This window comes from Streptomyces sp. NPDC028991 (assembly GCF_055564775.1).
Window position 1 is genome coordinate 124,920 of sequence record NZ_JBVHVP010000003.1, and the last position, 24,631, is coordinate 149,550.

Here is a 24,631-nt window from a genome sequence, read left to right on the forward strand (position 1 = left end):
CCGCGATCCGCACAAGGAAGTAGCTCTGCCATGCCTTTTTCCTCCCTGCCACGCCGTGCCGTGCTGGCCGCGGCGGCCGCCACCACCGCCACCGCCGGCCTGTCCACCCTCACCGGATGCAGCAGCGGCTCCGGTTCGTCCGGCGCCTCCGCCGGCACACTGACCGCCGGGTTCGACAACGAACCGGTCACCCTCGACCCGGCGCTGAGCGCCGCCATCTCCTCCGACCGCAACGTCCTGAACCTCTTCTTCGACGCACTGCTGCGCCAGCGTCCGGACGGAACGTTCGAGCCGGCACTCGCCACCCGGTGGGAGGCCGGCGACTCCGCCGTCACCCTCACCCTGCGCCAGGGGGTGAAGTTCCACGACGGGACGGCCTGCGACGCCGAAGCCGTGGTCTTCAACCTGCGCCGGGTGATGGACCCGGCCACCCACTCCACCAAGGCCGCCGCGCTGGCCAAGGTGGCCTCCGTCGAGGCGCCGGACGCCAAGACCGTGAGGATCGCCCTCAAGTCGCCCGACCCGATCCTGCTCACCCACCTGGCACACGAGGCGGGGATGATCGCCTCTCCCGCCGCGCTGAAGAAGCACGGGGCGGACTTCGGACGGCGGCCGGTCGGCACCGGCCCCTTCACCTTCGACCAGTGGCGGTCCAAGGTGCGGCTGACCGCCGAGCGCCACGACGCCTACTGGGCGAAGGCCGCGGACGGCAGCAGCCTGCCGAAGCTGGACAAGGTCGTCCTGCGCTTCGTCACCGAGGCCAAGGTGCTGCGCGCCGAACTGTCCACCGGCGGCGTCCAACTGGTCCGCGCCCTGCCGCCGGAGGAGTACAAACAGCTCAGCGGCGACAAGCGCATCGTCATCGAGGACGGAGGGGTGCGCCGCTCCTACTACGTCGCCCTCAACGTCACGAAGGGCCCCTTCAAGGATCCCGAGGTGCGAGCCGCGTTCGCCCGGGCCGTCGACCGCCGCGCGGTGGGCAAGGCCGCCGCCGCCGGCGAGTACGACATCGCCCCGTCCTTCGCGACCTCGTCCGACTGGTTCTACGACGACTCCGTCGCGCCGCTCCCCCACGACCCCGGCAAGGCGCGCGACGCCCTGGAACAGGCCGGGCTGCGGGGCAAGGTACCCATCACCCTCGTCGCCCGCCGCCGCGCCCCCGACCCCACCATCGCGGAACTCCTGCAGAGCCAGCTCACCGAGGCCGGCTTCGCCCCCGAGGCCGAAGTGCTGGAGTTCCAGACGCAGCTGGACCGCATGAAGAACCGGGAGTTCGACGCGGCGCTGCTGGTGATCGACATCCCGCGCCTGGACCCGTCGCTGGCCTTCGACCCGTACTTCACCAGCGGCGGCCCGAACAACTGGTCCGGGCTGGACGACCGCACCCTCGACGCCCTGCTCGCGGACGCGGCCGACACCGGTGACAGACCGGCGCGGAAGAAGGCGTACGCCGACGCGCAGCGCCGCATCATCGACAAGAACTACTGGGTGTTCCTGCACCAGGCGAAGTCGCCCCTCATCCACAGCAGCAAGCTCAAGGGCGTCCAGCTCGACGTGGACGGCCAGTGGCGGCTCGCCGAAGCCCACCTGGGGGCGTGAGGAACCGCCATGTCACTCCTCGAGATCGAAGACCTGAGCGTCACCTTCAACGGCACCTCCTCCGGCCCGCCGGTACGCGCCGTGGACAGCGTCGACCTGCGTCTGGAGGCGGGTGAGACCCTCGCCGTCGTCGGCGAGTCGGGCTCCGGCAAGACCGTCACCGCGCTGAGTCTGCTCGGCCTCAACCCGGCCGAGCCCGTGAGCACCACCACCGGTTCCATCCGGCTGGACGGCACCGATCTGCGCACCCTGGACAGCAGGCAGTGGCGGGCCGTACGGGGCCGGCGCGTGGCCATGGTCTTCCAGGACCCCGGCTCCGCACTCAACCCGCTGCTCACCATCGGCACCCAGATCACGGACGCGGTGCGCGCCCACGAGCGGCTCACCCGCGAGCAGGCCCGGCGCCGGGCCGTCGAGGCCCTGGAACAGGCCCGGATGCCGGAGCCGAAGAGCAGGCTGCGGCAGTACCCGCACGAACTGTCCGGCGGGATGCGGCAGCGCGCCGCCATCGCCCTGGCCATCGCGGCCCGCCCCCGGCTGCTCATCGCCGACGAACCGACGACCGCCCTGGACGTCGCCGTGCAGGCGGAGATCATGGGGATGCTCCGCTCCCTGTGCGTCGACCTCGGCATGGGGCTGATCCTCATCACCCACGACCTCGGTGTGGTCGCCGAACAGGCCGACCGGGTGGCGGTGATGTACGCCGGCCGCGTCGTCGAGAGCGGCCCGGCCGCCCACGTCCTGAACCGGCCGAGGATGCCGTACACGCAGGCGCTGCTCGCGGCCACCCCGCGACTCGACGCCGCCGCCCGCACCCGGCTCGTGTCCATCGAGGGGCAGCCGCCGCGGCTGCGCGAGAGGCCCTCCGGGTGCTCCTTCGCTCCCCGGTGCCCGGTCGCCGTGGACGAGTGCGTCACCACCGCGCCGCCCCTGGCCGTCTTCGACGGCGACCACGCCGCCGCCTGTCTGTTCGCCGACGCCCCGGTGGAGCTGCCCGCCCCGATCCCCGCGCCGGCCACCGCGAGCGAGCCCGGTGCCGCCGCCGAGGCCGGACCCCCGCTCGTCGAGTTCGACGCGGTGGACCTGCGCTATCCGGTCCGCGGCGGGGCACTGCGCCGGGTGACCGGCCACGTCCACGCCGTCCAGGAGGTCAGCCTGCGCGTCGAGGCGGGCCGCACCCTGGCTCTGGTCGGGGAGTCGGGCTCCGGCAAGACCAGCCTGACGAAACTCCTGCTGCGTCTGGAGCGCCCGTCCGGCGGCACCGTCCGCTACGACGGCATCGACGTGACGCGTCCCGGCCCGGCCGGACTGCGCCGGCTCCAGCGGGAGGTGCAGGTGGTGTTCCAGAACCCGTACGCGAGCCTGGACCCACGGCTGACCGTCCGGCAGATCCTCGCCGAACCCCTGCGCGTGCACGGCCTGGACGCCGACGAGGGCACCCTCACCGGGCTGCTGCGGGACGTCGGCCTCGACGCCTTCGCCCTGGACCGCTTCCCCTCCGCCTTCTCCGGCGGCCAGCGTCAGCGCGTCGCCATCGCGCGGGCCCTGGCCCTGCGCCCTCGGCTGATCGTCTGCGACGAGGCGGTCAGCGCCCTGGACGTGTCGATCCAGGCGCAGGTGCTCAACCTGCTCGCCGACCTCCAGGCGGAACACGGCATGGCCTATCTCTTCATCACCCACGACCTGGCCGTGGTCCGCTCGGTCGCCCACCGCATCGCCGTGATGCGCCACGGCCGGATCGTCGAAGAGGGGACGGCGGAGGAGATCTACGCCGACCCCGCCCACGAGTACACCCGCGAGCTGCTGGCCAGCGCACCCGGCCGGCCCGCCGCACCGACCACGCAGCGCAACGAACGGAGCCCCCAGTGGCAAAGGTGACCAGGGTCGCCCTGACCTCGATCAACACACCCCGGCACAACAGCATCACCTGCGGCCACATCCTCGTCGAACTCCACACCGACGACGACTCCCTCGTCGGCGTCGGAGAGATGTCCGACCTCCAGCACCTGCCGCGCTTCCACTTCGACGTGCCGGAACTGGAAGCCACCCTCAACGAGATCCTGGTCGGCCTGGACGCTCTTCAGCTGACCGAGGTCGAGCGGCGCCTGGAGGCCAACTTCCCGCAGGCCGGGTACATCTACGACAAGAGCCGCGCCATCAAGTGCGGGATCGACATCGCCTTCTGGGACCTTGCGGCCAAGCAGCTCGGGGTCCGGGTGTGCGACCTGCTGGGCGGCGCGGTCCGCGAGTCCGTGCCCATCGCGTATCCGATATTCCGGCAGCAGCACGAGGACGACGTCGAGCGCAACCTCGCCATGGTGGAGCGGCGCGTCGGGGAGGGCTTCGAGTTCTTCCGCGTGTACGTGGGACGCCGGCCGGACCTGGACGAACGTTTCCTGCGCACCGCCCGCGAGCGCTTCGGCGACCGGATCACCATCAAGTCGCTGGACTTCTCGAACCTGCTGGACGCCAAGGCGGCCTGCGACTTCGCCGAGCGCGTCGCCGACGTGGGCTTCGACCTCGTGGAGGCGCCCGCGCCCGACCACGACGTGCGTGGGCTGGTGTACGCCCGCAACCGCCTGCCCGTACCGATCAGCGAGCACGTCTACGGGTTCCGGTGGGCGCTCGACCTGGTCGCCGCCGACGCGGTCGACGTCTTCAACGTCAGCGTCATCGCGATCGGCGGCATCACCCCGGCCCGGCGGATCTTCGCGATCGCCGAGGCCGCCGGAAAGTCGTGCCTGATCGGCACCACCCAGGAACTGTCCATCGGCACGGCCGCCGCCGCCCACGTCGCGATGGCGATGCCGCCGGTCACCGTGCCCAGCGATCCCGTGGGCCCCCTGCTCTACACCCGTGACGTGGTGACCGACCCGGTCCGCTACATCGGCGGCCGGCTGCACGTGCCGTCGGGCCCCGGCCTGGGCATGCGCCTCGATCCCGAGCTGGTGAAGGCGTCGGCGGGCCCGCTCACCTGGGCCGCCACCAGCGCCGCCGCCGTCGTCGACCGGCAGGAGGTCACGCGGTGACGGGACCCCTGGCCGACGGTGGAGCGGTGGCCGGACACTCCGGCGAGGGTCCCGCGGCGGGCGGACGGTTCGCCGGTCGGGTCGCCCTCGTCACGGGAGGCGCCCGCAACATCGGTCTCGCCATCGCCGTGAGACTGGCCGCCGAGGGCGCCGCCGTCGCCGTCAACGGCCCGGACGAGCAGGAGGCCGAAGCGGCGGCGGCGGCGCTGCGCGACGGTGGGGCACGGGCCGTCGCCTGCCCGGGAGACGTCTCCGACCCGGCGCAGGTCGACGCCTTCGTCGCCCGGGCGGTGGAGGCGCTGGGCCGCCTGGACGTCCTGGTCAACAACGCCGCGGCGGCGATGCTGGGACGCGGCGGCCTGCTCGACCTGGACCCCGCCGACTGGGACCGCAGCTTCGCGGTCAACGCCCGCGGCACGTTCCTGTGCACCGTCGCCGCGGCCCGCGTCATGCCGGCCGGCTCGGCGATCGTCAACATCTCCTCCGTCGGGGCGACCCGCGCCCACCGCTCCGCCGTCGCCTACGACGCCTCCAAGGGCGCCGTGGAGGCCACCACCCGGGCGACGGCCCTCGAACTCGCCCCACTGGGCATCCGCGTCAACGCCGTCGCCCCGGGCCCCGTCATCAACGACCGCTACGAACTGCTGGACGCCGCCCAGAAACGCGCCCGCGTCCAGCCGGTGCCCCTCGGCCGAATCGGCGACGGCTCCGACGTCGCCGCGGCCGTCACCTTCCTCGCCTCCTCGGCGGACGCCTCGTTCATCACGGGCCAGGTGCTCACCGTGGACGGCGGCCTGACGGCCCAGATCAGACCACCCGGCACCGATCCGACCCTCGACTCCCCCGCCACCTCCCCGGTGCCCGTCGGCACCGGTCAGCCCGAAGGACCCGCATCGTGACCGCAACGCCCCAGGCGCCGCTGAACCCCGACGACCTGGCCGCTCTCGGCGAGGCCGGCACCGCCACCATCACCACCCAGTTGTTCAAGCACGGCCTGCGCAACACCTTCCTCGCCGGGCTCACCCGCGTGACCCCCGACGCACCGCGCATGATCGGCGAGGCGTTCACCCTCCGGTACATCCCGGCACGCGAGGACATCGACACCCTCGACGTGTACGACGACTACGACCACCCCCAGCGCGCCGCCGTCGAACAGGTCGGCCCCGGACAGATCCTCGTCGTGGACTGCCGCGGCGAGGGACGCGCCGCCTCGGCGGGCAACATCCTCCTCACCCGCCTGTCGGTCCGGGGCGCCGCCGGACTCGTCACCGACGGCACGCTGCGGGACATCGAGGAGATCGGGCGCCTCCCGCTGCCCGTCTACGCCACCGGTGCGGCGGCGATGACCAACCTGGCCCTGCACCATGCCGTCGACCTCCAGGTCCCCGTCGGCTGCGCCGGGGTCGCGGTCTACCCGGGCGACGTACTGGTCGGCGACGCCGACGGCGTGGCCTGCGTCCCCCGCCACCTCGTCCCGGTGATCGCCCGTCAGGCGCGGGAGCAGGAGCGCCTGGAGACGTTCATCACCGAGCGCGTCGCCGCCGGCGCCCCGCTGCGCGGCACCTACCCGGCGGACGCCGAGACCCTGCGCGCCTACGAGAACAACCGGCTCTCCCCGTCCGTCAACAACTGACCACGAACTCCCGCGGCGGGGCGCACCCCCCGCCGCGGGCCGGCCACCCGGCCGCAACCAGCCTCCGAGGAAGAAGGCAGGACAGCATGGTCAACCTCTCCCCCACATCCGCCGGACGACCCTTCGCGCTGCTGATGGCCGGCGCACTCGTCGGCGGCCTGATCTCCGTCACCACCGCCGGCCCGGCCACCGCGGCGGACATCCCCGGCGACTTCGACACCACCGCGCCCGGCACCACGCCCTCCGGCTGGTCCGTCGCCGGGGCGGGCGGTGACGCCACCGCGCAGGACGTGCCCGGCACCGTCGACCGGAGCCTGCGGCTGCGGGACACCTCGACGAGCGCCCCGGTCACCGCGAGCACGTCCTTCGGCACCACCTCCTCGACCGTCGTCGCGGGCTTCCGGCTGCGCGCCGCCCAAACCTCGGCGACGGTCGGCGTCCACCTCGACGGCAGCGGGGGGCACAGCGTCACCGTCGCCATGGGCACCGACGGGCGCCTGTACACGTACAACGCGGCCCGGCGCGTCGACCTGGGCGCCTACACGGCGAACCGCTGGTACGACATCCGCGTCGTCGCCCACCCGTCCTCGGGAACCGCCGACGTGTACATCGACGGCGCCCGCAAGGCCAAGCGCCTGGCCTTCAGGACCACCACGAAGACCCTGGCCGGCATCCAGGCCGGCGTCTCCACGGCCACCACGGGCACCGCCTGGCTGGACGACGTCCGTACCACCACCGAGAGCGCCCCGCAGGGCTGGCCCCTCCTCGGCTCGGTCTCCCCGCGCACCGCCCACCAGGTCGGCACCTCGAAGCTGATCGTCGGCGCCGAGACACTGGACCGCGACTACACCGACTACCAGGCGTACTCCCCGTACCTGGGACGGCTCGGCGCGACCACCGCCCGGATCCAGGGCGGCTGGGCGAAGACGGAGAAGACGAAGGGGGTCTACGACTGGACCTGGCTCGACCGGATCGTCGACGACGCCCACCGGCAGGGCGTCAAGCCCTGGATCCAGCTCTCCTACGGCAACGGCGCCTACACCGGCGGAGGCGGCTCCGGACTCGGCGGCCACCTGCCCGACTCCCCCGAGGCCCTGGCCGCGTGGGACGCCTGGGTGACCGCCATGGTGAAGCGGTACAAGAACCGGGTCACCGAATGGGAGATCTGGAACGAACCCAACCTGGCCGGCATCCCGGTCGCCGACTACACCAACTTCTTCATCCGCACCGCCACCCGGGTCCGGGCCGAGCAGCCGAAGGCCGTCGTCTACGGCCAGGAAGCCGGCATCGACGTCCCGTATGCCAAGGACTTCCTGGCCGGGCTCGCCGGGAAGGGCAAGGCCGGCCTGCTGGGCGGCTTCAGCTACCACCCGTACAACCCCAACCCCGACGACGCGTGGACGTACGGGCAGGTGGAGAAGCTCAGGGCCCTGGTCGACCAGTACGCGCCCGGCGCCGTCGTGCGACAGGGGGAGAACGGCGCCCCCAGCAAGCCCGGCAGCTTCGGCGCCCTGGGAGAACTGGACTGGACGGAACTGAGTCAGTCCAAGTGGTTCCTGCGCCGCGTGCTCAACGACCTCGGGCGTGACATCAGCACCAGCGTCTTCGGCATCTCCGACATGCACTACCCCTGGGGCAGGACCAACACCAAGGGGCTGCTCCAGACCAACACCGACAAATCCATCCGCTACGCCAAGCCCTCGTACTACGCCGTCCAGACCGTGGCATCGATCTTCGACAGCACCGTGAAGCCGCTGCCCGGTTACCGATGGAGCGCGACGCCCGCCGCGTCCCTCAACGTGCAGGCGTTCGCGCACCGCACCACCGGTCGGCAGATCGTCGGTGTGTGGACCGGAGCGGCCAAGCCGAGCGAGAGCACCGCGCGCACCGCCACGGATCTCACCTTCACCGCCGGTGACTTCCGCGACCCGGTGTACGTCGACGTACGCACCGGGGCCGTCCACGACATCCCGGCCGCCAACTGGTCGGTTCAGGGTGGCACGTACACCTTCAAGGACATACCGGTGTACGACTCGCCCGTGCTCATCGCGGACCGTTCCACCATCAAGTTCTAGTGCCCGGCCGGTCCCCGCCCGCGCCGGGCGGGGTCCGGCCCAGGAGGCAACCGTGCAAGCCCCTGTCAGAGCCGCGCTGAGGTCGATCGTCGGCGACGCCCACTACCGCGAGGCGGACGGCGACCTCGTTCCCTTCAGCCGGGACGCCACCCCGCTGTTCACCGCCCGGCCCGACGCCGTGGTCTTCCCCGCCGACACGCGGGAGGTGTCGGCCGTCCTGGAACTCGCCACCCGGCACGGCGTTCCCGTCGTCCCGCGCGGCGCCGGTTCCAACCTGTGCGCCGCCACCGTCGCCCTGCGCGGCGGCATCGTCCTGGCCCTCACCCGCCTCGACCGCGTCCTCGAGATCGCCCCCGCCGAACTGCTCGCCCGGGTCCAGCCCGGCGTCACCAGCGCGACGCTCGCGGAAGCCGCCTCGCTCGACGGCCTTCTGTGGGCGCCCGACCCCGGCAGCCGTACCGTCGCGACGATCGGCGGCACCATCGCCACCAACGCGGGCGGACTGCGCGGTCTCAAGTACGGCGTGACCCGCGACTACGTCCTCGGCCTGGAAGCGGTCCTGCCCACCGGAGAAGTCGTCCGTACCGGCGGGCGCCTGCACAAGGACGTCGCCGGGTACGACCTCACCCGCCTGCTCACCGGCTCCGAGGGCACCCTCGCCGTCATCACCGAGGCCACCCTCGCGCTGCGGCCCGCGCCGCGGACGTCCGGCACCGGGGTCGCCTACTTCCCCGACCTCGCCGCCGCGGGCCGCGCCGTCACCGCGATCATCTCCGACGGCGTACTGCCCGCCACCCTCGAGTTCCTCGACCGGTCCTGTATCCAGGCGGTGGAGGCGTTCGCCGGACTCGGCCTGCGCACGGACGCCGGCGCGCTGCTCCTCTTCGGAGACGACGGCGAACGCGACGCCGTCGCGCGCGCCCTGGCCCGCATGGGCGACGCTTGTGTGTCGCACGGCGCGCTGGGAGTGACCACGGCCGCCCATGTCGCCGAGGCCGACGCCCTGCTCGCCGCACGCCGGTGCGCCCTGCCCGCGCTGTCCCGGCTCGGGGCGCTGACCATCCTGGAGGACGCGACCGTGCCCCGCCCGCGCATCGCCGAGATGGTGGAGCGCGTCGACGAGATCGCCCACCGGCACGACGTCACCATCGCCACCTTCGGACACGCCGGAGACGGCAACCTCCACCCCACGTGCGTGATCGGGCCCCGTGAGGACACCGAGGCCATCGCCCGGGCGGAACGCGCCTTCGGTGACATCTTCGCCGCCGCCATCGACCTCGGCGGCACCATCACCGGCGAGCACGGCGTGGGAGCGGCGAAACTCCCCTACCTGTCCACGCAGCTCGGCTCCGACCAGGTCGCGCTGCTGCGCCGCGTCAAGGGCGCCTTCGACCCGGCCGGCATCCTCAATCCCGGAAAGCTGGGTTCATGACCGACCCCGTCTTCGACCCCGACCTCCTCTCCCGGTGCATCTCCTGCGGCTTCTGCCTGCCCGCCTGCCCGACGTACGCCGCGACCGGGGACGAGGCGTCCTCACCCCGGGGCCGGATCAACCTCATGCGCGCCCTCCAGGACGGCGACCTCGACCCCTACGACCCGACCCTCCAGGAGCAGTCCTCGCAGTGTCTGGGCTGCCGCGCCTGCGAGCCGGTGTGCCCGGCGGGAGTGGAGTACGGGCAGCTTCTCGAACAGTGGCGCGATCACCAGTGGAAGGGCCGCAGGCAGCCCCTGCTCGCACGCGCCCTGATGCTGGCCGCAGGTATGCGCCGCGTCTTCCGGCCACTGGGAGCCCTGCGAAGAACCGCTGTCGGCGGCGGCCCGCGCGCCGCGCGCCAGGAGCCCGCACCTCGGGTGTCCCTCATGCTCGGCTGCTTCGAGCGGGTGCTGTTCCCCGGGGTGAGCCGGGCGGCCCGGAAACTGGTGCCCGAGCTGGAAATACCCACCGATCAGGGCTGCTGCGGCGCGCTGCACGCGCACAACGGAGACTCGGCGGCCGGTGAACGCCTCGCGCGCCGGCTGGGAGAGGATCTGCCCGGCACCATCGTGACCACGTCCGGAGGATGTGCCGCCCACCTGGCCTCGGTCCTCGGCCCGGACCGGGTACGCGAACTCTCCTCCCATCTGGCCGACCGGGGCGCGTCGGGGGAACTCCGCGTGGACGGACGTCGGGCGAGAGTCGCCCTCCAGGACTCCTGCCACCTGCGCAACGGGCTCGGTGTATGGAAGCAACCGCGCGACCTGATCGGCCAGGTCGCCGACTACGTGGAACTGCCCGCCGCCGCCACCTGCTGCGGCGCGGCCGGAACCTACTCGCTGCTCAGGCCACGCGAATCCCGCCGCATCCTCGACGCCAAGGTCCAGGAGATCGAGGCCGCCGGTGTCGACTACGTAGCCGCGGTGAACCCCGGCTGCCTGCGCCAGCTGCGCACCGGCCTGCGCCGCGCACGGTCGCGGGTGAAGGCCGTACACCTCGCCGAACTACTGGCGCGGGCAGCCGAACAGCGGCCCCAGTGACACCACCCACCGCAGTCCCCTCACCGAGAGGCAGAAAGATGTCCTCCCCCACCCCGGCTCCTCCCTCGCCACAGGGCTCCTCGGCCCCCGCCCCCACAGCCGCGGCCCGCGCCGCGGAACGAGCCCGCACGGCCGCACCGGCCTTCGGCGAACTACCCCTCCCGGAGCGCGCTTCGCTGCTGCGCGGCCTGTCACACGCGCTGGGCAAGAACGCCGCGCACCTGACGGCGGTCGCCGAGGACGAGACCCGGCTGGGAGTCGAACGCCTGCGAGGCGAGATCCACCGTACCCAGGTGCAGTTGGAGATGTTCGCCGACGTCGTCGAGGCGGGCGCGTTCCTCGACGTCATGATCGACCCGCCCGACCCCACGGCGCAGCCCGCGCCCCGGCCCGACATCCGCCGCATGCTGGTGCCTCTCGGTCCGGTCGCGGTGTTCTCGGCGTCCAACTTCCCGTTCGCCTTCTCCGTGCTCGGTGGGGACACGGCCAGCGCACTCGCCGCGGGCTGCCCGGTGGTGGTCAAGGCGCACGAAGGGCATCCCCGGCTCTCCGACCTGACCGGCCAACTGGCCTCCGAACACCTGCCGGCGGATGTTCTGACCGTCGTGCACGGCCGCGACACGGGCCGGAATCTGGTCACCGATCCCGCCATCCGCGCGGTCGGCTTCACCGGCTCCACCTCGGGCGGCCGGGCACTGTTCGACCTGGCTGCGAGCCGCCCCGACCCGATCCCGTTCTACGGAGAACTGGGCTCGCTCAACCCCGTGGTGGTCACGCCGGCGGCCTGTGCGGCACGCGGGGCCGACATCGTCCGCGAGTACATCGCCTCGGTCGCCCTGGGCCAAGGACAGTTCTGCACCAAGCCCGGCCTGCTCTTCCTACCGGCCGACCACGGTCTCGACGAGCACCTCCGGCAGGGCATCGCGGCCGTTCCCCCGGCCCCCCTGCTCGGCCGATGGATCAGCACCGCCTACCGTGCCGCCCTCGACGACCTCGCCCGCCACCCCTCGGTACGCCCCCTGCACCTCACCGCGGAACCGGACGACCCCAGAGCGTCCGCTCCGGCCCTCCTCACCACCACGGCCGAAGACCTACGAGCACACCCCGAACTGCACCGAGAGTGCTTCGGCCCCGCGTCCCTCGTCATCACCTACGCCACGAACGACGACCTCCTCGAAACCCTGCGCGCGTTGCCGGGCAGCCTCACGGCAGCCATCCACGGCCAGGAGCGGGAGAGCGACGAGAAATTCGTCCACCGCCTGACAGCTGCACTGCACGCCGGACGCCTGATCTGGAACGGCTGGCCCACCGGCGTCGCAGTGACCGCGGCGATGCACCACGGTGGACCATGGCCGGCGACCACCTCCCCCCTGCACACGAGCGTCGGCAGCAGAGCCGTCGCCCGCTGGATGCGCCCCGTGGCCTACCAGAACATGCCGGAGCCATTCCTCCCCGCCCCGCTCCGAAGCGCCAATCCAACGAACGTCCCCCAGCGGGTGGACGGCTCCCACCACAACCCGGGTACCGGCAACTGAGTCCATGGGGAGCTGCAGCGGCGGGACGAGGCGCCGGCGCGGGACACAAGCATGCCTGCCGCGAAACTTACGCAGCTCCCCGAAGGGAGGCAGGCCGGGCCCTCACCCCGGCCACGGGAGCCCCTGTGGCCAGCCCCTGACACAAAACCTGTCCGGGGCCCCCACCCAGCCTCACGGAACGACACCACGCGAAGCGAAAGGGAGTTCAGCATCGACGGCGCCTACTACGTGACTTGCCCACGGGCAGCCGGCATACCGCTTGGCCTGCCCGAGCAGGGCACCGCGCATCAACCCTCCACACAGCAAAGCCCGCCCGGCTGCCCGGCGGGCTTCGTCGTCCGTCATGGCTGCGATCGCGAATTCAGCGTCCCCGAGAACAGCGCTGGAAGACAAACTGCATGACGAGCCGAACGCGTCACGCGTGCACGCACATACGCAGCGCTCCAGGTCAAGGCCATGCCGACTCGACCGGCCCCGTTCCATCGACGCGCTGGAGCAGCCAAAACGGCGTCCTCACCATCAGACGGAATGTTGCATCCAATGCAACTCATCCCGTTTGACTGGTGTGCTGTGCTTTGGCCAGGTCTCGGCGCTGCCGTGCGGCCCAGGATTTCCGTCAGCGCCACGACGATGGCAGCGGCGTTGAAGGGAAAGGACACTGCGTTTGCCACTTCCGGCAGGTCGAAGGCACGCAGGAGGCTTGCAATGGCGGAGGTGAAGAGGAGGGCCAGCGGAAGACAGCGGCGCCACCGGGGGAGGTCCCGTATCCGGAACACGGTGACGGAGCCCCAGAGGGTGAAGGCGAACAGGGCGATGCCGAGGGCGGCGACGGCGAAAAGCATTGGGGGGTTCCTGTCGGGCGGTGGCGAGGTCGGCTTGCACGCTGTAGATCGTCGACGATGGCTCGGGGTGGGGTGCCGTGCACCCCACCCCGATCGGTCAGTGCTCAGGCATCATCCCTTGGTGTAGACGATGCGATAGCTGGAGACGTAGGTCCGTGATGTCCGAGCCCAGCTCCAGCAGCCGGTACGGGTCCACTTCTTGCCGGTGAAGGCGATCCGGTAGGTGGTGCGGTCCCGGTAGGAGTACTGGTAGCGGGTCTCGTGGGTGGCCAGGATCTTCTGCTTGCCCCAGCCGTACCAGGCCACGACCTTGCACTTGAAGACGTACGAGAGGTCCCTCACCGACCAAGGATCGGGGTCTCTGGCTGAGCCGGAAGAACGACGAGGTGCCTCGTCCTGCACCGGACCCGTTCGACGATGTCGCGCCTGCGGTGGGGACGCAGGTCATGGCGTCCGCCGGCCTCACCAGGGTGGGTGCTGCTTCCAGCGCCCGGGCAACCGGGCCATCGTCCATACCAGGGCGATGGCCAGTCCCCCGCCGACCGCGGTCATCTCCAGGCGCTGCACCGCGATCTCGGCCGTCGCGTGGGCACGGCCGGAGGAGAACAGCAAGAGGACCGTCGGCGTCAGGAACGCGGCGTAGAGAAGGTCGTCGGGCAGGAGAGCGTAGGTGACCGTGAGTACCGCGCACAGTGCCGCCAGCACGAGGCAGAGCGCCGGCGGGGCGACGACGGCGATCGCGACGGCGGCGGTCGCACCGGCTGTCGTGCCCAGCACCCGGTGGACCACGCGTGCCCGCGTACCTGTCGACGTGGGGACGAAGACCAGGCACAGGGTGAGCACCGCCCAGTTTCCACGAGGCAGATCGAAGGCCCGGGTCAACCCGATCAGCAGGACGCATCCGCACGCCAGCGCGGCGGCGTGCGTGGCAGCGTCGCGGAGGGGCGCGGGTTCGGCCGCGAAGCGCATGCGGACGGCTGCCGCCACCGCGATCACGACGGCGGCTCCCAGCCAGTTGGCGACCGCCACTGCCGGCGCGCTGTCGGGCGCGAGGATCGCGTACAACAGCAGGTTGGACGGCAGCAGCGCGGCCACCCCCACGCTGCGCCGGTTGAAGAACCACTGCAGCGCGCACGCGGCGACCACCGCGGCGAGCAGCAGGGGGGTGTTGCCCGCGACGAGTGTGCCGACCGCGGCGGCGAGCCCCGCCGACAGGCCGACGCAGACCTGTTCGACAAGGGGCAGCCGGCCGGCCGCGACCGTCATGAACGTCATGCCCAGGTAGACGGCCACGGCGATCTGGCCCTCGATCAGCCACCAGGCCAGTCCTACGGGAATCACCGCGGTCAACACGATGGCGGCGGACTTCGTCAGCAGGGCCACCGGCGGCAACCGCTCCGCGAGGTGCATACGAATCCGGTCATTGTCGGCAATAGTGGTGAGGCGATCATGGCACACGCCGTTCACCCGCCCACCCCGCCGCACGACCACGAGGACGGAGACCACACGATGGCGGCAGCGAACACGTCAGCAGATCTGGCCGCGGTCTACCGCGACCTGCACGCACGCCCCGAACTCGCCTTCCAGGAGACCCGTACGGCCGCGATCGTCGCGGACCGGCTCCGTACCCTGGGCTTCGAGACCACCACCGGAGTCGGCCGCACGGGTGTCGTGGGCGTGCTCCGCAACGGGGACGGCCCCACCGTGCTCCTGCGCGCCGACATGGACGCCCTTCCCGTTCAGGAACAGACCGGCCTGCCCTACGCGAGCACCGCCCACGCCACCGACGGTGAGGGCGTGACCGTTCCGGTGATGCACGCCTGCGGCCACGACATGCACGTCACGTGCCTCCTGGGCGCGGCCCGTGAACTGGCGGTGGACCGGTCCGCCTGGCGGGGCACCGCCCTGCTGGTCTTCCAGCCGGCCGAGGAGACCGCCGGCGGCGCCCGGGCCATGGTCGACGACGGCCTCTACGACCGCTTCGGCCGGCCCGACGTCGTTCTGGGACAGCACGTCGCCCCGGTGCCGGCGGGATTCCTGGGGCTGCGCCCCGGTCCGGCCTTCGCCGCCTCCGACTCCTTGACCGTCGTGCTCCACGGGAAAGGGGGGCACGGGTCACGGCCCGAGGCGACCGTCGACCCGGTGCTCATGGCCGCTGCGACGGTGATGCGGCTCCAGGGCGTCGTCTCCCGAGAGATCGCCGGGTCGTCCACCGCTGTCGTCACGGTCGGCGCCCTGCATGCCGGTAGCCGCGGCAACATCATCGCCGACCGTGCCGAACTCCGGCTCAGCGTCCGTACCTTCGACCCGCACGTGCGGGACGAGGTGCTGGCCGCCGTGGAGCGGATCGTGCGGGCCGAAGCGGCGGCGTCCGCGGCACCGCGGGAGCCGGACATCACGCTCACCGAGTCCTTCCCCGCCGTGATCAACGACCCGGACGCGTGTGCCCGCACCCAGGAGGCTTTCGCTTCCGGGCTCGGCCCCGGCCTGGTGGTCGATCCCGGGCCCGTCACCGGCAGCGAGGACGTCGGCACCCTCGCCACCGCGGCGGACGCACCTTGCGTGTACTGGCTCCTGGGCGGGGCCGACCCCCAGGCGTTCGCCTCCGCCCAGACGCTGGACGAAGTCAAACGCATCGCACACGGCCTGCCCTCCAACCACTCGCCCCACTACGCACCCACCATCGAGCCCACCCTCAGCACCGGTATCAAGGCCCTCGTCTGCGCCGCACACGCCTGGATGCCCGCGCAGCCCTGACCCGATGCCCGCCCCTTCGGGGTCACGGGCCGCCGGCTGGAGGAACGGCGGCCCTCACCGGCCGGTTCCGGATGTGGTCGCGCGGGATGCCGGCGCCTCCTCGTCACCCGCGCCCGCCGTACCCGGCGGCTCCTGTTCGGGAACGAACGCGATTTCTCCGTCAAGGACCTTGCGGGCGCGGTCGTGGTCGAAGGCGCGTTCCCACTTGGAGACGGCGAACACGGCGACGCAGTTGCCGAGGAGGTTGGTGGCCACCCGCATGGTGTCCATGATGCGGTCGACCCCGAGCAGCAGGGCGACGGCACCGGCCGGGATGACTCCGAGGGCGGAGGCCGTGGCCGACAGCGCGAGGAACGCCGAACCGGGGACCCCCGCCATGCCCTTGCTGGTCAGCATCAGCACGAGCACGACGGTGACCTGCTGTCCGAGTGTCAGGTCGACGCCCACTGCCTGGGCGATGAACAGCGTCGCGATGGAGAGGTAGATGGAAGCGCCGTCGAGGTTGAAGGAGTACCCGGTGGGCAGGACCAGACCCACCGAGTCGTCCCGGCAGCCCGCCTGCCGCAGCTTCTGCATCATGCGCGGCATGACCGTCTCGCTCGAACCCGTTCCGAGCGCCAGCACGAGTTCCTCGCGGGTGTAGCGGACGAACTTCCACAGGCTCACACCGGTGACCGTCTTCAGGGCGACTCCCAGCAGCAGCAGGAAGAGCAGGGCCACCGCGTAGCAGACGCCGATCAGTTTGCCGTACGTGGACAGCGCGCCGAGACCGTACTCTCCGACCAGATGTGCCGTGGCACCGAACACGGCCAGCGGAGCGAGCTTCATGATGAAACCGACGACGGCGAAGATCACTTCCTGCGCCTGATCCACGGCCGGGAGAATCGCCGGCACCTTGGTGTGGCCCAGATGAAGCAGGGCGGCACCCACCAGGCAGGCCAGGACCAGCACCTGGAGCAAGGAGTTCTCGGCGAAGGCTCCCACGGCACTGTCGGGCAGCGAGTGCAGCAGGAACTCGCTCGTGGAGGGCAGTTCACCGCCTCCGGTCTTCTCGTCGACCGCCGAAGCGTCGAGCGAGGCGGGATCCACGTTCATCCCGCTGCCCGGGCGGACGAGGTTTCCGGCGACCAGCCCGATCACGAGGGCGACGGTCGTGGCCGCCTCGAACCAGATCAGTGCCTTGAGCCCGATGCGCCCGAAGGATTTCAGATCGCCCGCCTTGGCGATACCGGTCACCACCACGCAGAAGACCAAGGGCGCGATCATCGCCTTGATCAGACGGATGAATCCGTCACCGAGCGGCTGTACGGCGGATCCCACATCGGGCCACACTCCTCCGACAACGATGCCGGCGACCAGTGCGCAGAGCACCTGCACGAACATCGATGTCCGAAGACCACGAGCGACACGACGGGCCAGGGACGGGCTGACCTTCGACATGAACCGCACTCCTCCTACTACTTTTCCGTAGCGCGGAATTGGCATTCCGTTCAATGGCCCACTATCGAGCGGCCGTCGACATGAGGGAAGAGCCAAGTGCGAGACGGCTGGAACTTCGGCAGATGGTCCAACCATCAATCAGGACCAATAGCTGTAAGAGGCACACAAGCGGGCTTGACGGACCACGCGCTCTTCGCGACACGGCCGCCGGTCCGGGCACGGGACATCCCGCGAGCGGAGAGTGGACGCCGAAGGGGGTGTGGTCGAGGATCGCATCGCGGACGGGCCGCAGGGGGGCGTGGTGGAAGGCCAGTCGGTCCGGCCGGAGCCGCTGAGCCGCGCGGACCGGCTTCGCTGTCAGGACCGCCTGCGGGGCGCCGCTCTTCGGCGTCCGCCCTGCCTGCGCCGTCGCGGCGGCGTCAGAGCGCTTCAGTTCCCGTTCGTGCTGTTGAGGGCGCGGGTGTACTGCTCGTCGGTGACGGCTCCGGCCAGATGGTGCCGTCGCCGTCGGCGTCGCCGACGACCATGGCGATGTGGGCCATGAGCGCGGTGTCGGTGCCGCCGTGCCAGTGCTCCTCACCGGCCGGGCACTTGATGACCTGTCCGGCGTTGACACGCACGACGCTGCCGTCGCGGGTGCCGACCAGGCCGATGCCGTCGGTGGTGTAGAGGGTCTGGCCGTTGGCGTGACTGTGCCAGTCGGTGCGGGCGCCGGGGTGAAGCGGACCAGGGCACTGGCGAGGCGGGCGGGTTCGGTGGGGGTCTCGATCGGGTTGAGGGAGACGTCTCCGGTGAACCGCTCGGCCGGCGCCTTGACCGTCGGTGTCGATCCTCAGGGCGGGGAGGCCGGAAGGTTCAGGTGGTCTGGCCGCCGTCGACGACGAGTGCGGTGCCGGTGGCGAAGGCGGCGTCGGCGGAGCACAGCCAGAGCACGGCGGAAGCGATCTCCTCGGGCGTGCCGAGGCGACCGACGGGCTCGTCGGCGATGAGTCCCTCGCGGCCTCCGGGGCGGGTGTCGCTGAAGCGGCGAATCATCTCGGTGTCGATGATCCCGGGGCAGACGGCGTTGATACGGATTCCCTGGGCGGCGTGGTCGAGGGCGGCGGAACGGGTGAAACCGATGATCCCGTGCTTGGCGGCGGCGTAGGCGGCCTGCCCCTTGAAGCCCTTGACCCCGGCTCCGGAGGAGACGTTCACGATCGCCCCTCCTCCGTCCTGCCGCAGCATCTGCCGGACCTGCGCCCTGGTACACAGGAACGCTCCGGTGAGGCTGACGCCGAGGATGCGGTCCCAGTCGTCCTTGGCGGTGTCGGCGGCCGGCTGGACGGGCTGCTCGACGCCGGCGTTGTTGAAGGCAGCGTCCAGGCTCCCGAAGCGCTCGACAGTCTGGTCGACCGCGGCTTGGACGTCGTCCTCGCTGGTGACATCGCAGGTGAGGGCGAGTGCTTCGCCTCCTGCCGCGTCGACGAGGCGGGCGGTTTCGCGCAGGCCGTCGCTGGACAGGTCGGCGAGGGCGACTCGCGCGCCCGCGCGGGCGAAGGCTAGGGCGGTGGCCCGGCCGATGCCGCCGGCGGCGCCGGTGACGAAGGCGGTCTTGTCGTGGAAGTCGTAGGTGACGCTCACGTGTGTTCTCCCTTCGAGAAGGCGGGCCGCAGGCATAGGGCCCGGAGGTGTGTCAGTGCCGCGGGGCACCGGCGCGCCGGCGAGGAGGCGGTCGGGGCTCAGGAGACGGCTTCGATGGTGATGCTGGCCGCCCGGCCCAACTGGTCGGCGCTGACGTCGAGGTGGCCGAGGACGAGCAGATCCGGGGAGGGAGCGGGCCCGTCCTGGTAGAAGAGGGCCAGGTTGCCCCAGGGGGCGTAGTAGGCGATGTCGCCGACGGTGGCCGCGACCGGTTCGGGGGCGCCGGCGGTGTCGAGCTTGCGCGGCAGGTCGGCGATCCGCTCGGTGCCGTGGAAGTCCTTCAGGCCCAAGGTCAGCGGCAGCAGCGCGGCGAAGTCGCGGGCGGCTGGGCTGTCGTTCAGGACGGCGTCGACGGGGCGAGCATGGCCGCGTAGGCGCTTTCGGCGGCGAACGCGATCGAGGTGCCGGCCACCTTGGGGTTCGGGCGCACGGCGCTGGCGCCGTTGACGAACAGCAGCGTGCCCCGGCCCAGCTCCCGCATCCCGGGCAGGACGGCGTGCACGCAGGTGACCGGCCCCTTGACGGAGAAGGCCAGTGGATCATCCAGGTCGGCGGCACCGGTATCCAGGACCGGCTTCATGAAGTCGCCGCGGGGCACCGGGCTGAACTGGAGGACCTCGATCGGCCCCAGCTCCTTGACCGCCGTGTCCAGAGCTGCGGTCAGGGAGGCGGGGTCGAGGACGTCGGCGGTGAAGCCGCGCGCCCGGATGCCCTCACCGTCGAGTGCACCCGCGAGGGCGTCGAGGTGATCGGCGCTGCGGGCCAGGAGGGCGACGTGGTGGCCGGCGGCGCCGAACCGGCGGGCGGCGGCCAGCCCCAGTCCGGGGCCGGCTCCGACGAGAGCGAACGTAGTCACGGTGAGCCTGCCTTTCAGATGAGGCGGTGCGGACGCGGGGCCGGGCGGACCGCGGTGTCAGTCAGTGGCCGGGGCGGCGGTGTACTCGTCGTCGGTGACCGGGGCGAGCCAGTGCACGACGGCGTGGTCGTCGTCGCCCTCGTTGATGGCCACGTGGACCATCAGCCGGTTCGGGGCGGCGCCGTGCCAGTGCTCCTCGTCGGCCTCGAACAGAACGCGGTCACCGGGCCGGATGACTTCTACCGGACCGCCGCGACGCTGGCACAGGCCGACGCCTTCGGTGACGAAGACGGTCTGGCCCAGCGGGTGGCGGTGCCAGTGGGTGCGGGCGCCGGGCATGGAGTGCACGAGGGAGGCGGTGCCCCGGGAAGGGGCGGGGGCGGCGGCGACCGGGTCGATGTAGACGTCGCCGGTGAACCAGTCGGCCGGGCCCTTGGCGGTGTCGATCGAGCTGCGGGTGATCTGCACGGGTGCTCCTTGTCCGGTGGAGGGGGTCAGGGCTTGAGGAGGGCCTTGACGGCGCGGCGCTCGTCCATGGCCTGGTAGCCCTCGGCGATCCGCTCCGGGGGCAGGGTGAGGTCGAAGACCTTGCCCGGGTCGATCCGGCGGGCCAGCACGCGGTCGATGAGGTCGGGCAGGTAGCGGCGTACCGGGGCGGGGCCGCCGCGCAGACCGACGTGGGAGAAGAACAGCTCCTGCCCGTCGATGGCGACCTCGTGGGGGACACCGACGAAGCCGACGCTGCCGCCAGGGCGGGCGGAGTGCATGGCCTGGCTCATGGCCTGGGCGGTGCCGACGCACTCCAGGACGCTGTCGGCGCCGTTGCCGCCGGTCAGCTCCTTGATCTTCGCAACGCCCTCGTCGCCGCGTTCGGTGACGATGTCGGTGGCGCCGAACTCCCGGGCGAGCTTCTGCCGGGACTCGTGCCGCGACATGGCGATGATCCGCTCCGCGCCCATCTCCTTCGCCGCGATCACCGCGCACAGGCCCACCGCGCCGTCGCCGACGAGCACGGCGGTCGAGCCGGGCCGCACCTCGGCGGCGTCCGCGGCCCACCAGCCGGTGCCCATCACGTCGGAGAGGGCCAGCAGACCGGGCCACAGCTCCTCGCCGGGCACCTCGTCGGTGGCCACCAGGGTGCCTTGGGCGTTGGGGATGCGCACGTACTCGGCCTGGCAGGTGGACATGAACTCGCGGTGCAAGCAGTTCGACTGGAAGCCGTTCCTGCAATTCGCGCAGGTGTTGTCGGACGTGGCGAACGAGCCGACGACGAACAGCCCCGGCTTCACCACGTCCCCGGCCCGCTGGGCGAGCGCCTGCGCGCGAACGCCACCCGGCTGCGCGACCTCGCTGACACCCACGACCGCACCCGCACCACCCTCCAGGACGGCACCGCATGAGCCCCGCAGCCGATGAACGCGACCGCATCCGCTCGGCCACGGACCGCATTCTGCAGGGAACCGCGCAGCACTCCAACGGCGCGCTGACGATCGTCGCCCTGGCCCAGGAAGCCGGTGTACCGCGCAACGCCCTTACTCAGCGCCACGTCGACCTCAAGAACGACTTCTACACGCTGGTCAGGGCGCGCGGACAGACACCGCACTCCGAGATCCGCCTGCGCCAGCAGATCGTCAAACTGAAGGAGCTCCGCGCCAAGGACGCCACCGAGCTCGCCCAGCTGCGCACCGACGTCGAGCACCTCGTCCGCGTCGTCAACCAACTGACCGCGCACAACCGGCAGCTGCACCACGCGCTGTCACAGACCGACTCCCCGATCCGGACGCTGCCGACCCATCCGCACCCGAACGGGAGGCACTGAGTCACTGCTCGGCTTCCCGCCCTCCGAATATGACAGTCGTTATAAGAAGCTGTACCCTGAAGCTGTCTATAACGAGTGTCATAGGAGGATGCCGTGACGATCATTACCGTCAACAGCACCAAGGGCCGCCTGAGCCTGGAGCAGCGCCGCAAGCTGGCCGAGACACTGACCGATGCCGTGCTCGTGCCCGAGGTGGGGCAGTTTGCTCCGCCCGCGCGGGTCGGGTTCCAGGTGCACTTCGTCGAGCGCGAGCCCGACATGATGGCCATCGGCGGGCGACTGCTCGCGGACATCGGCCCGGACGCCGACGTCATGGTGATCGACGTGGCGGTGATGGACGGAGATTGGCGGCAGGAGGTCAGGACCGCCGTCATCGAGCGCCTCCTGGCCGCGCTGGCCGATGCCTGCGGTCTGGCGAAGCCGTCGCCGACCTGGTGGGTCAACTTCCGCGTCATCGACGAGGGCAGCTGGGGCTCCAGCGGCGGCGTGCTGTCCGTCCCGTCCCTCCTCGAGAGCGGCGTGTTCACCGAGGAGAAGGCCAAGGCCATTCGCGCCGCGCTCGGCGCGTGACCTGGGAGCCCGTACATCCATCCTCGTCGAGCAGGGTGGATGCGCGGGCCGACGCAATGCGCGCGGTTGACTCAGCTATCCCGCCCCGCGCGACGGGGCGGCCGAGGCGCTGGACCCAAGAAAGGGTGAGCTGAACGGGCGCCTGCCGCCGACCCGTTCAGCCCTTGATCGCCGCGGCGATGAGCGCCTGCAACTGCTCGGCGGTTCGATCGAGCGGCTCCGTGCTGCGCTTGGCCCGACACATGGCCACCGTGCCCTCGACCGCGGCGACGATGAGCGTCGCGAGCTGTGTGGCCTGTCCGGCTTCGGCGCCGTGCGCCCGCAGGGAGGCGGCGAGCAGGTCCTCCCACTGTTCGAAGACGTCGGCTGCGGCCGCCAGGGCGGGCGGGATCTCGTCGGCCGGAGGTTCCTCGATGGCGACCGCCAGGACGGGGCAGCCGGCGTGGAAGTCGCTGTCGACGACGATCTTCCGCCATAGGCCGAGGAAGGCCCGTATCCCTTCGGCCGGTCCGGCCTCCAGCTCCTTGCGCAGGCTGCGGGCCACCCACTCGCCGGTGAACTGGATGGCCTCGGTGGCCAGTTGCTGCTTGCCCTCGGGGAAGTAGTGGTACGTCGAGCCGAGCGGCGCCTTGGCGTGCTTGGCCATCTCCCGGATGCTCGTGGCGCTCAGTCCGCGCCGGCTGATCATGTCGGCGGCTCCCGCCACGATCCGCTCCCGCGACGGCGTACTGCTCTTGACCATCTCCGAGCACTCCCCTCTGGCTATAACAAACGTCATAGTCTACCGTGACCGAGGTCTATAACACTCGTCATAGGAGCTGCCATGCCCATGATCCGGTTGACCGTGCCCGCTAACGCCCTCACCGCAGAGGGCCGCACCACCGTTCAGCGCGACCTCGCCGCCGTGCTGCTGCGCTGGGAGGGTGCGCCCGATACCGCCTTCTTCCGCGCCCAGGCGTGGAGCTACCTCGTCGAGCTGCCCGAGGGTGCCCAGAGGACCGCCGAGGACGACGCGCCCCGCTTCCTCGTGGAGGTGACGGTGCCGCAGGGGGCGCTGTCCGAGCGGCGCAAGACCGGCCTCATCGAGGACGCGACGAAGACGGTGCTCACGGCCGCCGGCCTCGGCCCGGACGACGCGCTGCGGGTATGGGTCCTCGTGCACGAGCAGCCGGACGGCACCTGGGGCGCGGGCGGCTCCGTCATCCGCTACGCCGACCTGGTCGCCCTGGCGAAGGGACAGCAGGCCGATGCGTGAGCTGACCTACATCGCCCGCAACACCGTCGAATGGCGTGAGGCCCCTGACCCTCAACTCCGGTCTGACCAGGGGGCGATCGTCGCCCCGGTGGCCGCGACCTCCTGCGACGTCGACACCGCGATCCTGGCCGGACACGGTTTCATCGACCCGCCGTTCGCCCTCGGCCACGAGTGCGTGGCCCGGGTCGTCGAGACCGGCGACGCCGTCACGGCCGTGGTGCCCGGCGACCTCGCCGTCGTACCCTGGTCCATCAACTGCGGCACCTGCGAGAACTGCCGCACCGGACTCACCGCCCACTGCGCTTCCGTACCGCACATGGCGATGTACGGGGCACCGATCGGCGGCAACTGGGGCGGCCTCTTCTCCGACCTCGTCCACGTTCCGTACGCGGACGCCATGCTGGTCCCGCTGGCCACCGGCCTCGACCCGATCGCGATGGCCTCCGCGAGCGACAACTGGTCGCTGTCCTGGCGCCTGGTTGCCCCACACCTCAAGTCCCGCCCCGGCGCCCGCGTCCTGGTCATGGCCCGCGGCAGCATCGGCCTGTACGTCTGCGACATCGCCAGCGCCCTCGGCGCCGCCGACATCCTCTACGTCGACCCCGACCCCGAACACCGCAAGCTCGCCGAGACCTTCGGCGCCCGCACCGCCGAGACGCTCGAACCGGTCCGCCACGGCTTCGACCTTGCCGTCGAGGCCACCGGCCGCGTCGACCAACTCGCCCTCGCCGTCAAGTCCCTTGCCCCAGAAGGCATCTGCGAGTCGGCCGGCAACCACTTCCGCCCCGGTGAACTCCCTCTGCTCGACATGTACCTCACCGGCGTCACCCTGCGCATCGCCCGCGACAACGTCCGCGCCCACCTCCCCGACGCCCTCGACCTGGCCGCCTCCGGCACCGTCACCCCCGAACGCGTCGTCTCCCACGTCCTCGACTGGGACCAACTCCCCGACGCCCTGCCCGAGAAGCACCTCAAGCCCGTCTTCGTCCGCGATCTCACTCCGTCCCGGCCCGCTCGCTGACGA

Annotated in this window: 23 protein-coding genes and 2 pseudogenes; 14 read left to right on the top strand and 11 right to left on the bottom strand. The window is 71.4% G+C overall.

What is annotated here, in order from left to right; translation table 11 throughout:
* Positions 1–30: 30 nt before the first annotated feature.
* From ACZ4V1_RS08125 to ACZ4V1_RS08165, 9 genes are all read left to right on the top strand, one after another.
* A complete protein-coding gene (locus tag ACZ4V1_RS08125; RefSeq protein ID WP_468331177.1) occupies positions 31–1,599 on the top strand; it encodes an ABC transporter substrate-binding protein in 1,569 nt (522 codons plus the stop codon).
* Positions 1,600–1,608: 9 nt separating this feature from the next.
* A complete protein-coding gene (locus tag ACZ4V1_RS08130) occupies positions 1,609–3,477 on the top strand; it encodes a dipeptide ABC transporter ATP-binding protein (protein WP_468331180.1) in 1,869 nt (622 codons plus the stop codon).
* Positions 3,465–4,628, top strand: a complete 1,164-nt coding sequence (locus ACZ4V1_RS08135) for a mandelate racemase/muconate lactonizing enzyme family protein (RefSeq protein WP_468331183.1) — start codon at positions 3,465–3,467, stop codon at positions 4,626–4,628. The genes ACZ4V1_RS08130 and ACZ4V1_RS08135 overlap by 13 nt, the downstream gene beginning before the upstream one ends.
* A complete protein-coding gene (locus ACZ4V1_RS08140; protein ID WP_468331186.1) occupies positions 4,625–5,527 on the top strand; it encodes an SDR family NAD(P)-dependent oxidoreductase in 903 nt (300 codons plus the stop codon). The genes ACZ4V1_RS08135 and ACZ4V1_RS08140 overlap by 4 nt, the downstream gene beginning before the upstream one ends.
* On the top strand, positions 5,524–6,261 hold the full coding sequence (locus ACZ4V1_RS08145; protein ID WP_468331189.1) for a ribonuclease activity regulator RraA: 738 nt from the start codon (positions 5,524–5,526) through the stop codon (positions 6,259–6,261). Before ACZ4V1_RS08140 ends, ACZ4V1_RS08145 begins: the two co-directional genes overlap by 4 nt.
* Positions 6,262–6,347: 86 nt before the next feature.
* Positions 6,348–8,336, top strand: a complete 1,989-nt coding sequence (locus tag ACZ4V1_RS08150; protein WP_468331192.1) for a GH39 family glycosyl hydrolase — start codon at positions 6,348–6,350, stop codon at positions 8,334–8,336.
* Between the two features lie 52 nt (positions 8,337–8,388).
* Positions 8,389–9,768, top strand: a complete 1,380-nt coding sequence (locus tag ACZ4V1_RS08155) for an FAD-binding oxidoreductase (RefSeq protein WP_468331195.1) — start codon at positions 8,389–8,391, stop codon at positions 9,766–9,768.
* Positions 9,765–10,850 carry a (Fe-S)-binding protein gene (locus ACZ4V1_RS08160; RefSeq protein ID WP_468331199.1) on the top strand — a complete coding sequence of 362 codons (1,086 nt, stop codon included), beginning with the start codon at positions 9,765–9,767 and terminating at the stop codon, positions 10,848–10,850. Before ACZ4V1_RS08155 ends, ACZ4V1_RS08160 begins: the two co-directional genes overlap by 4 nt.
* 38 nt (positions 10,851–10,888) lie before the next feature.
* Complete coding sequence (locus ACZ4V1_RS08165; RefSeq protein ID WP_468331201.1) at positions 10,889–12,385, top strand: aldehyde dehydrogenase (NADP(+)); 1,497 nt, start codon at positions 10,889–10,891, stop codon at positions 12,383–12,385.
* Positions 12,386–12,726: 341 nt separating this feature from the next.
* On the opposite strand, the gene ACZ4V1_RS08170 is transcribed toward ACZ4V1_RS08165, so the two are convergent.
* The 3 genes from ACZ4V1_RS08170 to ACZ4V1_RS08180 form a co-directional block, all read right to left on the bottom strand.
* A complete protein-coding gene (locus ACZ4V1_RS08170) occupies positions 12,727–13,227 on the bottom strand; it encodes a hypothetical protein (RefSeq protein WP_468331204.1) in 501 nt (166 codons plus the stop codon).
* Between the two features lie 111 nt (positions 13,228–13,338).
* Complete coding sequence (locus ACZ4V1_RS08175) at positions 13,339–13,569, bottom strand: hypothetical protein (RefSeq protein ID WP_468331206.1); 231 nt, start codon at positions 13,567–13,569, stop codon at positions 13,339–13,341.
* A gap of 120 nt (positions 13,570–13,689) precedes the next feature.
* Positions 13,690–14,637, bottom strand: a complete 948-nt coding sequence (locus ACZ4V1_RS08180; protein ID WP_468331209.1) for an FUSC family protein — start codon at positions 14,635–14,637, stop codon at positions 13,690–13,692.
* Between the two features lie 99 nt (positions 14,638–14,736).
* Here ACZ4V1_RS08180 and ACZ4V1_RS08185 point away from each other — a divergent pair, with 99 nt between their 5' ends.
* A complete protein-coding gene (locus tag ACZ4V1_RS08185) occupies positions 14,737–15,984 on the top strand; it encodes an amidohydrolase (protein WP_468332294.1) in 1,248 nt (415 codons plus the stop codon).
* Positions 15,985–16,038: 54 nt separating this feature from the next.
* Here the strand turns inward: ACZ4V1_RS08185 and ACZ4V1_RS08190 are convergent, their stop codons facing one another.
* The 7 genes and pseudogenes from ACZ4V1_RS08190 to ACZ4V1_RS08220 all read right to left on the bottom strand — a co-directional run bounded on the left by ACZ4V1_RS08190 (position 16,039) and on the right by ACZ4V1_RS08220 (position 21,372).
* Complete coding sequence (locus ACZ4V1_RS08190; RefSeq protein WP_468331212.1) at positions 16,039–17,424, bottom strand: cation:dicarboxylate symporter family transporter; 1,386 nt, start codon at positions 17,422–17,424, stop codon at positions 16,039–16,041.
* Positions 17,425–17,853: 429 nt separating this feature from the next.
* Positions 17,854–18,253, bottom strand: a pseudogene (locus tag ACZ4V1_RS08195) ((R)-mandelonitrile lyase); the annotation flags it as partial.
* A gap of 26 nt (positions 18,254–18,279) precedes the next feature.
* Positions 18,280–19,047 carry a glucose 1-dehydrogenase gene (locus tag ACZ4V1_RS08200; protein ID WP_468331215.1) on the bottom strand — a complete coding sequence of 256 codons (768 nt, stop codon included), beginning with the start codon at positions 19,045–19,047 and terminating at the stop codon, positions 18,280–18,282.
* A gap of 98 nt (positions 19,048–19,145) precedes the next feature.
* A complete protein-coding gene (locus ACZ4V1_RS08205) occupies positions 19,146–19,448 on the bottom strand; it encodes a cyclophilin-like fold protein (RefSeq protein ID WP_468332297.1) in 303 nt (100 codons plus the stop codon).
* 17 nt (positions 19,449–19,465) lie between these two features.
* Positions 19,466–19,963, bottom strand: a pseudogene (locus ACZ4V1_RS08210) (SDR family oxidoreductase); the annotation flags it as partial.
* Positions 19,964–20,020: 57 nt separating this feature from the next.
* The gene (locus tag ACZ4V1_RS08215) at positions 20,021–20,431 is read right to left on the bottom strand and encodes a (R)-mandelonitrile lyase (protein ID WP_468331219.1); all 411 of its coding nucleotides are present in this window, start codon (positions 20,429–20,431) and stop codon (positions 20,021–20,023) included.
* A gap of 26 nt (positions 20,432–20,457) precedes the next feature.
* On the bottom strand, positions 20,458–21,372 hold the full coding sequence (locus ACZ4V1_RS08220) for a zinc-binding dehydrogenase (RefSeq protein ID WP_468332300.1): 915 nt from the start codon (positions 21,370–21,372) through the stop codon (positions 20,458–20,460).
* Here ACZ4V1_RS08220 and ACZ4V1_RS08225 point away from each other — a divergent pair.
* Together ACZ4V1_RS08225 and ACZ4V1_RS08230 are read left to right on the top strand one after the other, a co-directional pair.
* Positions 21,360–21,782 (top strand): hypothetical protein, encoded by a 423-nt coding sequence (locus ACZ4V1_RS08225; protein ID WP_468331222.1) that lies wholly within the window; start codon positions 21,360–21,362, stop codon positions 21,780–21,782. The genes ACZ4V1_RS08220 and ACZ4V1_RS08225 overlap by 13 nt on opposite strands.
* 93 nt (positions 21,783–21,875) lie before the next feature.
* Positions 21,876–22,352, top strand: coding sequence for a tautomerase family protein (locus tag ACZ4V1_RS08230; RefSeq protein ID WP_468331225.1), 477 nt, complete (start codon positions 21,876–21,878; stop codon positions 22,350–22,352).
* A gap of 157 nt (positions 22,353–22,509) precedes the next feature.
* On the opposite strand, the gene ACZ4V1_RS08235 is transcribed toward ACZ4V1_RS08230, so the two are convergent.
* Positions 22,510–23,094: a TetR/AcrR family transcriptional regulator gene (locus tag ACZ4V1_RS08235; protein WP_468331228.1), complete on the bottom strand. Its 585-nt coding sequence runs from the start codon at positions 23,092–23,094 to the stop codon at positions 22,510–22,512.
* 81 nt (positions 23,095–23,175) lie between these two features.
* Here ACZ4V1_RS08235 and ACZ4V1_RS08240 point away from each other — a divergent pair, with 81 nt between their 5' ends.
* Complete coding sequence (locus tag ACZ4V1_RS08240) at positions 23,176–23,607, top strand: tautomerase family protein (protein WP_468331230.1); 432 nt, start codon at positions 23,176–23,178, stop codon at positions 23,605–23,607.
* Entirely contained in the window at positions 23,600–24,628 is a 1,029-nt protein-coding gene (locus ACZ4V1_RS08245; RefSeq protein WP_468331233.1) for a zinc-dependent alcohol dehydrogenase, read from the top strand. The genes ACZ4V1_RS08240 and ACZ4V1_RS08245 overlap by 8 nt, the downstream gene beginning before the upstream one ends.
* Positions 24,629–24,631: the final 3 nt, after the last annotated feature.

Excerpts from the sequence above, each read along its gene's own strand:
- ACZ4V1_RS08165 (WP_468331201.1), top strand. The coding sequence starts at position 10,889 with ATGTCCTCCCCCACCCCGGCTCCTCCCTCGCCACAGGGCTCCTCGGCC.
- ACZ4V1_RS08190 (WP_468331212.1), bottom strand. The coding sequence starts at position 17,424 with ATGTCGAAGGTCAGCCCGTCCCTGGCCCGTCGTGTCGCTCGTGGTCTT.
- ACZ4V1_RS08180 (WP_468331209.1), bottom strand. The coding sequence starts at position 14,637 with ATGCACCTCGCGGAGCGGTTGCCGCCGGTGGCCCTGCTGACGAAGTCC.
- ACZ4V1_RS08240 (WP_468331230.1), top strand. The coding sequence starts at position 23,176 with ATGCCCATGATCCGGTTGACCGTGCCCGCTAACGCCCTCACCGCAGAG.
- ACZ4V1_RS08170 (WP_468331204.1), bottom strand. The coding sequence starts at position 13,227 with ATGCTTTTCGCCGTCGCCGCCCTCGGCATCGCCCTGTTCGCCTTCACC.
- ACZ4V1_RS08235 (WP_468331228.1), bottom strand. The coding sequence starts at position 23,094 with ATGGTCAAGAGCAGTACGCCGTCGCGGGAGCGGATCGTGGCGGGAGCC.
- ACZ4V1_RS08225 (WP_468331222.1), top strand. The coding sequence starts at position 21,360 with ATGAGCCCCGCAGCCGATGAACGCGACCGCATCCGCTCGGCCACGGAC.
- ACZ4V1_RS08185 (WP_468332294.1), top strand. The coding sequence starts at position 14,737 with ATGGCGGCAGCGAACACGTCAGCAGATCTGGCCGCGGTCTACCGCGAC.
- ACZ4V1_RS08130 (WP_468331180.1), top strand. The coding sequence starts at position 1,609 with ATGTCACTCCTCGAGATCGAAGACCTGAGCGTCACCTTCAACGGCACC.
- ACZ4V1_RS08150 (WP_468331192.1), top strand. The coding sequence starts at position 6,348 with ATGGTCAACCTCTCCCCCACATCCGCCGGACGACCCTTCGCGCTGCTG.
- ACZ4V1_RS08125 (WP_468331177.1), top strand. The coding sequence starts at position 31 with ATGCCTTTTTCCTCCCTGCCACGCCGTGCCGTGCTGGCCGCGGCGGCC.
- ACZ4V1_RS08245 (WP_468331233.1), top strand. The coding sequence starts at position 23,600 with ATGCGTGAGCTGACCTACATCGCCCGCAACACCGTCGAATGGCGTGAG.
- ACZ4V1_RS08160 (WP_468331199.1), top strand. The coding sequence starts at position 9,765 with ATGACCGACCCCGTCTTCGACCCCGACCTCCTCTCCCGGTGCATCTCC.